This window comes from Serratia sp. HMSC15F11 (genome assembly GCF_001808215.1).
GTDB lineage: Bacteria > Pseudomonadota > Gammaproteobacteria > Enterobacterales > Enterobacteriaceae > Serratia > Serratia nevei.
The window spans coordinates 1-9,973 of sequence record NZ_KV792397.1 but is presented as its reverse complement, the minus strand read 5'-3'; the positions used below and the strand labels follow the sequence as shown (position 1 = coordinate 9,973).

Annotated in this window: 12 protein-coding genes and 1 pseudogene; 5 read left to right on the top strand and 8 right to left on the bottom strand. The window is 55.2% G+C overall.

What is annotated here, in order from left to right; translation table 11 throughout:
• Positions 1-28: 28 nt before the first annotated feature.
• Positions 29-982: a prolyl aminopeptidase gene (pip, locus tag HMPREF3138_RS03575; RefSeq protein WP_038875880.1), complete on the bottom strand. Its 954-nt coding sequence runs from the start codon at positions 980-982 to the stop codon at positions 29-31.
• A 194-nt stretch (positions 983-1,176) separates the two neighbouring features.
• Entirely contained in the window at positions 1,177-1,602 is a 426-nt protein-coding gene (dksA, locus tag HMPREF3138_RS03570) for an RNA polymerase-binding protein DksA (RefSeq protein ID WP_038875849.1), read from the bottom strand.
• Positions 1,603-1,971: 369 nt separating this feature from the next.
• Here dksA and HMPREF3138_RS03565 point away from each other — a divergent pair, with 369 nt between their 5' ends.
• Together HMPREF3138_RS03565 and exoX are read left to right on the top strand one after the other, a co-directional pair.
• On the top strand, positions 1,972-2,718 hold the full coding sequence (locus tag HMPREF3138_RS03565) for a carbon-nitrogen hydrolase family protein (RefSeq protein ID WP_038875851.1): 747 nt from the start codon (positions 1,972-1,974) through the stop codon (positions 2,716-2,718).
• Between the two features lie 26 nt (positions 2,719-2,744).
• Positions 2,745-3,413 (top strand): exodeoxyribonuclease X, encoded by a 669-nt coding sequence (gene exoX / locus HMPREF3138_RS03560; protein WP_004928833.1) that lies wholly within the window; start codon positions 2,745-2,747, stop codon positions 3,411-3,413.
• 35 nt (positions 3,414-3,448) lie between these two features.
• On the opposite strand, the gene HMPREF3138_RS03555 is transcribed toward exoX, so the two are convergent.
• The 4 genes and pseudogenes from HMPREF3138_RS03555 to HMPREF3138_RS03540 all read right to left on the bottom strand — a co-directional run.
• Complete coding sequence (locus HMPREF3138_RS03555) at positions 3,449-5,482, bottom strand: S9 family peptidase (RefSeq protein ID WP_038875852.1); 2,034 nt, start codon at positions 5,480-5,482, stop codon at positions 3,449-3,451.
• 68 nt (positions 5,483-5,550) lie between these two features.
• The gene (locus HMPREF3138_RS03550) at positions 5,551-6,204 is read right to left on the bottom strand and encodes a tellurite resistance TerB family protein (RefSeq protein WP_038875883.1); all 654 of its coding nucleotides are present in this window, start codon (positions 6,202-6,204) and stop codon (positions 5,551-5,553) included.
• A gap of 158 nt (positions 6,205-6,362) precedes the next feature.
• Positions 6,363-6,941: a TorD/DmsD family molecular chaperone gene (locus tag HMPREF3138_RS03545; protein ID WP_038875853.1), complete on the bottom strand. Its 579-nt coding sequence runs from the start codon at positions 6,939-6,941 to the stop codon at positions 6,363-6,365.
• A 42-nt stretch (positions 6,942-6,983) separates the two neighbouring features.
• Positions 6,984-7,325, bottom strand: a pseudogene (locus HMPREF3138_RS03540) (phosphotransferase); the annotation flags it as partial.
• A gap of 203 nt (positions 7,326-7,528) precedes the next feature.
• Between HMPREF3138_RS03540 and HMPREF3138_RS03535 the strand changes: the two are divergent.
• The 3 genes from HMPREF3138_RS03535 to HMPREF3138_RS25065 are packed head-to-tail and all read left to right on the top strand — an operon-like array spanning position 7,529 to position 9,209.
• On the top strand, positions 7,529-8,182 hold the full coding sequence (locus HMPREF3138_RS03535) for a dual OB domain-containing protein (protein ID WP_070558800.1): 654 nt from the start codon (positions 7,529-7,531) through the stop codon (positions 8,180-8,182).
• Entirely contained in the window at positions 8,182-8,622 is a 441-nt protein-coding gene (locus HMPREF3138_RS03530; protein ID WP_070558798.1) for a DUF488 domain-containing protein, read from the top strand. The genes HMPREF3138_RS03535 and HMPREF3138_RS03530 overlap by 1 nt, the downstream gene beginning before the upstream one ends.
• Positions 8,619-9,209 carry a DUF4326 domain-containing protein gene (locus HMPREF3138_RS25065; RefSeq protein WP_083301459.1) on the top strand — a complete coding sequence of 197 codons (591 nt, stop codon included), beginning with the start codon at positions 8,619-8,621 and terminating at the stop codon, positions 9,207-9,209. The genes HMPREF3138_RS03530 and HMPREF3138_RS25065 overlap by 4 nt, the downstream gene beginning before the upstream one ends.
• Before the next feature lie 60 nt (positions 9,210-9,269).
• Here the strand turns inward: HMPREF3138_RS25065 and HMPREF3138_RS03525 are convergent, their stop codons facing one another.
• Both HMPREF3138_RS03525 and HMPREF3138_RS03520 read right to left on the bottom strand, forming a co-directional pair.
• Positions 9,270-9,566 carry a hypothetical protein gene (locus tag HMPREF3138_RS03525; protein ID WP_070558796.1) on the bottom strand — a complete coding sequence of 99 codons (297 nt, stop codon included), beginning with the start codon at positions 9,564-9,566 and terminating at the stop codon, positions 9,270-9,272.
• Complete coding sequence (locus HMPREF3138_RS03520; RefSeq protein ID WP_070558794.1) at positions 9,547-9,888, bottom strand: hypothetical protein; 342 nt, start codon at positions 9,886-9,888, stop codon at positions 9,547-9,549. The genes HMPREF3138_RS03525 and HMPREF3138_RS03520 overlap by 20 nt, the downstream gene beginning before the upstream one ends.
• Positions 9,889-9,973: the final 85 nt, after the last annotated feature.

The following is a 9,973-nucleotide window of genomic DNA, read 5'->3' as shown; positions in this document are numbered from 1 at the left end:
CCCCCGCCGTAACGGCGGGTTTTTTACGTCACTTGCCGGCGAACCGGTCGGTGGCGATCATCAGCTGGTGCAAGATGCCCGGTTCATCGAACGAATGCCCCGCTCCTTCCACGATATGCAACTCCGCTTCCGGCCAGGCCTTGGCCAGATCCCAGGCGTTCTGCACCTGGCAGGCCATATCATAGCGGCCGTGGACGATCACCGCCGGGATATGGCGGATCAGCGGCACGTTGCGCAGCAGCTGGTCATCGCTCTCCAGGAAGCCCAGATGGGTGAAATAGTGGTTTTCAATGCGGGCGAACGCCAGGGCGAAATCGTCCTCGCCGAACGAAGCGGATTCGCGGCTCGGCAACAGCGTGACCGTTTCCCCTTCCCACACGCTCCACAGCTTGGCCGCTTCGAGCTGCACCTGCGGATCGGCCGAGGTCAGCCGCTGCCGGTAGGCGGCGATCACGTCTTTACGCTCGTCATCCGACAGAATGGACAGCACGCGCGCCCATTTGTCCGGGAAGAAGCGTGAAGCGCCGTCCTGGTAATACCAATGCAGCTCCTGCTTGCGCAGGGTGAAGATGCCGCGCAGCACCATTTCACTGACGCGCTCAGGGTGAGTCTGCGCATAGGCGAGCGCCAGCGTCGATCCCCAGGAACCGCCGAACACCAGCCATTGATCGACGCCGGCCATGTCGCGCAGCCGCTCGATATCGGCCACCAAATGCCAGGTGGTGTTGTTGTCCAGGCTGGCGTGCGGACGGGAGCGGCCACAGCCGCGCTGATCGAACAGCAGCACCTTGTAGCGTTCCGGATCGAACAGCTGACGATGATGCGGGGAGATGCCGCCGCCCGGCCCGCCGTGAATGAAGACCGCCGGTTTACCGTTCGGGTTGCCGCTCAGCTCCCAGTAGATCCGGTGGCCATCCCCAGTGTCCAGCCAACCGCTGTCGTATGCTGCTAACGGCGGGTACAAACCTCGTAATTGTTCCATGGCGCTTTCCGTCTCTCTGTGAGTCATGCTTTCATCAAAGCGGAAGCCGCCCGGCAGGTCAACGGTAAAACCCGAAAACTCGAACGCGCCCCGAGAACTCGGCGCGCGTTTGCTCAAAATCACAACGACCTGCCTGCAAAATGCCCACAGGTCCGATCGGTTGAGGGGCACATTCGCCCCCCGGCGGGACTCAATTAGCCACCTTTGCGCATATGCGGCTCACGCATCTCCTGTGCGGTTTTCGCCTCGATGCTCAGCTCCGCCGTCGGGCGCAGCAGCAGGCGCGCCAGCCCGATAGGTTCGCCGGTTTCCCGGCAGTAGCCGTACTCGCCGTTCTGCAATCGCGCCAGCGCCGCATCGATTTTCGGCAGCAGGCGGCTTTCGCGATCCAACTGGCGGAACAGCAGGCGCAGATCCTCTTCGCGCGCCGCCTTGTCGGCTTCATCGCCCGTCGCTTCGCCGCCGTCGATATCCTTTTTCAGCTCATCGATGTGCAGCAGCAGCTTTTGCCGCTCATCCTGCAGCAGCTGGCGGAAAAACGCCCGTTGAACCGAGTTCATATAATCAGAATCCGGCATGGCCAGCAGTTGCTGCGCATCCGGTAACGTCATGACTGTCATTGCGCTCTCCCAACACCAAAAGTGTAACATTATAACGTAATATTTGTTTTTAGCACCCGGTCATCCAAAAACAAAATTTCATGCACAAACAGCCGGTTAACCTAAAGCTGCACTTTGCCGCTTGCATCCTCTTGGCTTTAGGCGGTTAATGGCTGAGCAAGCCACCCAATCATAGGTAACGAGAGGCCATCATGAGTAAGGGAATGGATAGCAAAAAGAATGCGAAGAAGAAGCCGTTGAAAACCCCAGCTGAGAAACGTGCGGAGAAACGCGCCAAAAAAGCGCATCCGTCTGGTGAGTAAGCGTCCTTCCATCCGTCATTAAACCCGCCAAGGCGGGTTTTTTATTGCCTCACTGGAGAGATGGCCGATGTCCTGCCTCACCCTTGCCGCCGCCCAATACCCCGCTGCAGCGGCCAATATCGCCTGCAACCTTGAACGTCACCTTGAATTTGTTGCGCAGGCAGCAGATCAGAAGGTGCAGCTGCTGGTTTTTCCCGAGCTGTCGCTGAGCGGCTATGAGTTGGCCAATGCTGCCGAACTGGCGCTGACGCTGGACGATCCTCGCCTGCTGCCGCTCAGTGCAGCGGCGCAATCACGGCAGATGACAATCATCGTCGGCGCGCCTTTGCGCAGTGGCCCGGCATTGCATATCGCCGCCTTGATCTTTCACCCCAACGGCGCATTGACTACCTATACCAAACAGCATCTGCACGGCGCGGAACAGCAATACTTCGCGCCCGGCGATGGCGGCTCGTTGCTGGAACTCCATCACCACAACATCGCGCTGGCTATCTGTGCCGATACTTCGGAGCCCGACCACGCGAGCGCCGCCGCACGGGCGGGTGCGCACATTTATGCCGCCGGCGTGCTGGTATCTGAAGCCGGTTACGCGAAAGACAGCGCAGCGCTGGCAGACTATGCCCGGCGTTACGGTATGGTCACGCTGATGGCCAACCATGCGGCACCGACCGGTGGCTGGATCCCGGCAGGCCGCAGCGCCATCTGGGATAACACGGGAGCGCTCCTGGTTGCCGCGCCGGATGACGCCTCAAGTCTGATCATCGCCGACAAGACTTCCGACGGTTGGCACGGCCGCCGGTGCCGGTTAAGCTGAGGGCTGACGGCAACGCGGAGGAAAACATGACGTTACGCGTAATAGATACCGAGACCTGCGGGCTGGACGGCGGCGTGGTAGAAGTGGCCTCCCTCGATCTGCTCGACGGTCAGTTAACCAACCCGATGAGCGATCTGGTCAGCCCGGATCGCCCCATCAGCCTCGACGCGATGGCGATTCATCACATCACCGAGCAAATGGTGGAAGGCAAACCGCGCATCGCGGTGGCGATCGGCCGCTATCAGGGCAGCCCCTACTACGTGGCGCACAACGCCGCTTTCGATCGCGGCGTGCTGCCGGAGATGAACGGCGCCTGGATCTGCACCCTCAAGCTGGCGCGCACGCTGTATCCGGACATCAAGTACGGCAACCAATATCTGCGCTACGCGCTGAACCTGGACGTGCAGCTACCGGCAGACGCCACGCTGTACCCGCACCGCGCACTGTATGACTGCTACGTCACCGCCGCGCTGCTGCAACGCATCATCAAGGATTCGGGCTGGACACCGGAGCAAATGGTGCAGATCACCGAACAACCGGTGCTGCTGAAGAAGTTCAAATTCGGCAAGTATCGCGGGCAGGAGATCGATCGCATCGCCCAGGAAGACCCCGGCTATCTGCGCTGGATGCTGAAATCCATCGACGATCTGAGCCCGGACATGAAGCACACGCTGAAATACTATCTGATTGGCTAACAAGGCGGGCGGCGCTGGCCGCCCGCCGTTCGTCGTTACTCCGCCAGCGCAAGAATGAAGGCGTACTCCAGCGCAATATCCTCATAGGCCTTGAAGCGCCCGGACTTGCCGCCGTGGCCTGCATCCATGTCGGTATACAGCAGCAGCTGCCGATCGTCGGTTTTCAGCTCGCGCAGCTTGGCCACCCACTTGGCCGGCTCCCAATACTGCACCTGCGAATCGTGCAGGCCAGTGGTCACCAGCAGATGCGGGTATGCCTGCGCCTTCACCTGATCGTACGGGCTGTACTGCTTGATGTAGTCGTAATAGGCCTGCTCGTTCGGGTTGCCCCACTCGTCGTATTCGCCGGTGGTCAGCGGGATCGACTCGTCCAACATGGTGGTCACCACGTCGACGAACGGCACCTGCGCCACCACGCCGTGGAACAGCTGCGGCGCCTGGTTGATCACCGCCCCCATCAGCAGGCCGCCGGCGCTGCCGCCCATGGCGAACACCCGCTTGCCGTCGCCGTACCCTTGGGCGACCAGCGTTTCGGTCACGTCGATAAAATCGTTGAAGGTGTTCTGCTTGTTGAACAGCTTGCCGTCTTCATACCACAGCTGCCCCAGCTCGCCGCCGCCGCGAATGTGCGCCAGCACGAACACAAAACCACGATCGAGCAGGCTCAGGCGGCTGGCGCTGAACGCCGGATCCATGCTGCTGCCGTAGGAGCCGTAGCCGTACACCATCAGCGGGTTGGCGCCGCGCTGGAAGCTGTCCTGGCGATACACCAGCGAGACCGGCACCTCGACGCCGTCGCGCGCCTTCACCCACACTCGCTCGCTGCGGTAGTTTTCCGGCGTGAAGTTCTTCACTTCCTGCTGCTTGAGCATCGTCCGCTCGCCGCTGTCCATGTTCAGCTCGTACAGCGTGGTCGGGGTGGTCATCGACGAATAGCCGTAGCGCAGCAGCGCGGTCTCCGGATCCGGGTTATACGCCAGCCAGGTGGTGTAAGTCGGATCGTCGAAGGCGATGCGCTTCTCTTCGCCAGTTTGCCAGTGGATCTGGCGCAGCAGCGTCAGGCCGGCGCTGCGCTCCTCCACCACCAGCCAGTCGCGGAACAGGCTGAAGCCCTCCAGCATCACGTCGACGCGCGGGGCGATCAGCGTCTGCCACTGCGCTTCGTCCGCCTGTTCGCTTTGGTACAGGCCGAAGTTCTTGCCGTCCTTGTTGGAGCGGATGTAGAAATGCTGGTGATAGTGATCGATGGCGTATTCGTGATCCTTGCGGCGCGGCACGAACAGCTGCGGCTTGGCGTCCGCACGATCGGCGTCCAGCAGCAGGATCTCCGAGGTGGTGGTGCTGCTCAGGTGGATCAGGATAAAGCGCTCGGAAGTGGTCTTCTCCAACCCGACGTAGAAAGTATCGTCCCGCTCTTCGTAAATCAGCTCGTCCTGCTGCGGATCGCTGCCCACCACGTGACGATAGACCTGATACGGCAACAGCGTCTTGGCGTGCTTGCGCACGTAGTACACCGTCGAGGAGTCGTTGGCCCACTCGAAGCTGCCGGAGGTGTTCTCCAGCACTTCGTCCGCCCAGCTGCCGTCGGCCAGGTTCTTGAAGCGAATGTCATACTGGCGGCGCGACAGGAAATCCTCCGCCACCCCCAGCCGCTGGTTGTCGGGGCTGACGTCCAGCCCGCCCAGGGTGTAAAACTCGTGGTTCTCGGCGCGCTGGTTGCCGTCGATAAGCACCTCCCAGTGCTCGCTCTCGGCCTGCGGCTGGCGCACGGAAATCGCGTATTCGTTGCCCGGCTCATAGCGCGTCTGATAGCGATAGCCGTGGCGCACGTAAGGCACCGAATGTTCCTGCTGCGGAATGCGCGCCACCATCTCTTCGTACAGGGTTTCGCGCAGCGCCTGCTGCGGTTTCAGCATCGCATCGGTGTAGGCGTTCTCCGCCTGCAGGTAGTCCAGCACCTGGCGGTCTGCGCGCTCGTCGTCGCGCAGCCAGTAATAGTCATCCACGCGCGTGTCGCCATGGATGGTGATGGGATAAGGGCGTTTTTCCGCTTTCGGTGGGGTCATCATTGCTAAATCATCCGCTTACATAGATTGCGGCAAGAGTGACACGATTCCCCCCGGCTTGCCAAGCGGCGCTATGCCAGCTCGCGTTTTTTCTCGTTGACGTCGCTCTCGATGCCCTGCTTGACGTCCGCCGGGATCTTCAGCGCCTGCGCCAGCGCATCGAGGTAGCCGCGCTCCATAAAGTGGTCGACGTCAATCACCAGGCAGCTCAGATAGTAAACCTCCAGCGCCTCGTCTTCGTTTTGCACGCTGCGGGCGATCAATTCCGGGTTGAGCGGCTGATCGAGCGCTTCCTGCACCCAGCCCTGCGCCTCCTCCCCCACCTGCAGCTGCGCCAGGCTGTGATCGATGGCGCGCTGCTCGTCGGCATCGATATGGCCGTCGCTCTTGGCGGCGAACACCAGCGCCTGCACCAGGCGTTTGGCGCGCAGATCCACCGGCGTGGTTTGCAAACCGAACTGCGGTTCGCCCTGATGGGTCTCCTTCACCCGCTGCTTGTACTTGTTCCACAGCACCGCCCCCACCGCCGCGCTGCCGCCGACGATCAGCGCATTCTTGCCGAACTTGCCCACCAGCTTGCGCGAGGATTTGTTGGCCAACAGCACGCCGACCAGGCCACCCAGCGCCGTGGGCGCCAGCAGCTTGCCGATGCCTTCCGCTCCGCCCATCGCGCCGGCCTTCTGCCCGATCAACGTTTGAATCTGCTGCATCCAGTTACTTTTCATCATCTACCCCTTGCGTGAAAAAGCGCGGCGCGCAGGCGCGGCCGAACCGACGGTAAACCGCCAGATTAGGGGAACTTTTGTCAATTTACGTCTGGGGGATGCAAACCTGTGTTTAGCGGATCGGCGGGCCGGGCGGCCCGCCGGGATGAGCTGCGGCGTTACGCTTCTTCGTCGCCCGCTTCGTCGTCCTGCTCGTACTCCGCCAGCTCGTCGCGCATCGCCTGGATGGCGTCGCGGGTCATCAGCGCCAGCGTGCGGTAGAAAGCGGTGGTGGCGTGCGCTTCCACTTTACCGAGGAAGCGGCCGCACCATGGCAGCAGGAACTCGTCGAACAGGGCAATCTGCGCCTGCGCTTCATCTTCCTGCGACTGATCTTCCAGCCAGGACGCCGCCAACAGTAGCTGGCCGAAATGGTCGGCCGGCGCCTCCGCCAGCGGCATGCCGCGCTGCTGCAGGAAGGTGCGCACTTCCGCCTCGCTGGCGCCTTCGACGTAGTCGGAGCGGAACGGCGACACGCTGCATTCGCTGCCGACGAACATCGCGTTGAAGTCGGTCGCCAGCTGGTTGACGTCGCAGCCCTGCTGCAGGCGCTTCAGCAGGTCATCCTGCTCCAGCGGCCAGTGCTGCTGCAGCTTGCCCTCTTTGATCAGCGCGAACAGCGGCACCAGCAGCGGATCCTGCGGCTGACGGTAGAACAGCGTACCCAGCACGCGGCAGACAATGGAAAACTCATTCATGATAATGCCTTATACAATACGGAAAATTTTGCCGGGACGATGTCACAAATCAGCCAATTCCGCAATCGCCGGCTTGCCGCGCCGCTCGAGAAAGTCCAGCAACCGGCGCGGGCTAACGTTGAGAATGCGCTCCTGCGGGAAGCCCACCTCTTCGATAATGCGCTCGCAGTGCTCAAAGTTACCCAGCGAAAAGGCGACGTGCGAATCCGAGCCCAGCGCCAGCCAGCCGCCGGCATCGCGCACCGCGGCGGCGATCGTCCGGCAGTTGGCCTCGCTGCCCTTGCGGGAGTGGGTGAACGACGAGTTATTCAGCTCCAGCGCCACCTCGTATTTGGCCGCCGCCGCCGCGACGGCGGGAATGTCGATCGGGTAGCGCGGGTTGCCGAAAGTAATTTCTACTACCATTTAACCCAATGATAAACCAGATGTAACTTACCGTACAATGTATTCCAGAGATGTAGCACATTAAAGTTGCTGACAGTACTCACCTTTAACCACCAAAGATGCACTGTGGGAGGTGTGACTTGGTTGATTTAGGATGAATCTGATGGTAGGTTAAGATAAACTAAACTAATGAGTGTTGAGGCATGGTAGATAAAACTTTTGTTTGTCTTAGTAAATCATTGAAGAACAACGACTACTGCATCGCTGGGAAGATAATCGAAGAAGATGGAACTATTAGTGAATGGATTAGGCCCATCAATAAGTTTGGAAGTATTAATGATAAGGATTGCGAATATGAGGATGGTACAACTGCCACTACACTTCATATAATATCCGCTACCTTTCTAAAGCCAAATCCTCAACGTTTTCAAACTGAAAACCACACTATCGATAGTAGTTATTACTGGAAACACGTTGATGACTATGATTACGATTCTTTAGACGAACTATGCGATACTCCTGAAACTTTGTGGTTCAACAACAATCAATCAGGTGGTGGTAAGCATGACCAAGTATCACCTGTCGAAGCAAGAGAGCTTAACCATAGTCTTTACTTCATTCATGTTGGCAAGTTAACAATTTATACTTCTAAATGGGATGACAATTTCAAGGTGCGTGGGGAATTTACATACAATGAAATTTGCTATAATTTAAAAGTTACTGATATCTATTGGCGGGAACATTACAAAAAGAAAGATTTAGGAACTTACATACATCCTAATGCATATGTTACTGTCAGCTTAGCCTTAGATGTTTTTAACGGTTTCCATTATAAAATCATTGCGGACATATTATAATGAAAGTATTTTCAATTGGCTTCACTGAAAAAACTGCAGAAAAGTTCTTTAACCTAATAAAATCCCAACCTGACTTGAAAACTTTAATCGATGTCCGACTCAATAATGTTTCTCAGCTTGCGGGATTTGCTAAGAAGAACGATTTGAAGTACTTCTTAAAAGAACTATGCAATGTAGGTTATGTCCATTTGCCTGACCTTGCCCCAACTAAGGAGATGTTAGATCCCTATAAAAAAGGCAATGTCTCATGGGAGGTTTATGAAGATAACTTCATGAACTTAATGGCAAAAAGAAACATTGAGCGTATTGACCAGTCTGTCATCAAAGATAGCTGTTTGCTATGTAGTGAACACAAACCCCATCACTGCCATCGTCGTCTTGTGATAGAGTACTTGAACAGCCATTGGGATACTGATTTTGAGGTTAAGCACTTACTATGATGAAAGTACTGATAATGTGTCATCCTGACTTTGCATCAAAAGGAAAGTTTGAACGTAAACTTTCTCGCATTTTTTCTAAGTCAGAAGACTATCAAGTATTTTATTTTGAAGACCATCATAATCTTATTAATCAGTATTTTTCTGCTGACGTGCTGAACAAACTTCCACCTGAAGTTTTAGCGGCCCCTTTATCCGTCGGTTTAACTCATGCTGTAATCTTTGATTCTGCATTTAAACCTGAGTTTATCGTTCCTAACGAAATTCTATCTGAAAAAATACCCGTCCGATACATTAAAGATAAAATCACTTACGTATCAAATAAAGATAGAGGGGAACATTTCGACACATACTGCGGTAGAGGTACTCTTTGGGGCAACCCTTACGCTATAGGTGCTGATGGTGATCGTGATGAAGTAATACGAAAGTTCAAGTATGATTTTGACCGGGATTATCTTAAAGGTGGTGCCGAGTTTAAAGAAAAATTAAAAGCATTAAGAGGCCACACTTTAGGCTGCCATTGCAAACCCTATGCTTGTCACGGAGATGTTCTGGCTCAATATCTAAATGAACTTGATGATGGTGAATAATACACCATCATTTTAAATCTCATCTGTAGTGAAAGCACAAGCCGTGGCCTGTGCTGCATGTTAGAAACCACCAGAAAGCAGTAACGCGATAACCTTGAAGATCTCACCTATTGGCATCTGAAACACAACTATTCCGAAGTAGTCCAGTACTGGCACAATGACGTAAGAATACAATATAATGACGGCACATACATACCCTAAAACAGTACGATAGCTTAATCCACCCTTCCGTATTTCTTCACGATTCGTTTCATTTACTTGTTCTGTCTTTGTTTCTGCAATACTGGCATCACTAGATTGCTTCTTTTGAAACAATCCAATACCAGATTTAATTAGTTCAATTATCATCCCTATCATTTAAAATTCCTGTTGTATAAACCCAGAAATATAATCCTTTCTGGTACTGTTTGTGTTTGTCGATTATGACAATATATTTCCCCTCATCAAATAAAGTCCACTCATGAACACTACCCATTTCAAAATGAGGATCATTCTGTACGAGGAACCCAATGTTCATATATTCCTTGCACTCAATTCTTTCATCCATATCGGCAATATATGCCTTTAGTTTCTTCTTTAGTGGTTTAATCAATGAACTACTATGCATCGTATGTGAGTTTACATCCGGTACAGTACTTTCATCGATTAAAATACTCATTGTGTCTTGATCATAATGCATATTACATCCTTGAAATTCTAAAATGCCCTCGAACACCTGAAAGTACTAAACGTACACCCTGCTCTGCTTCCTTATAGAAGTCATA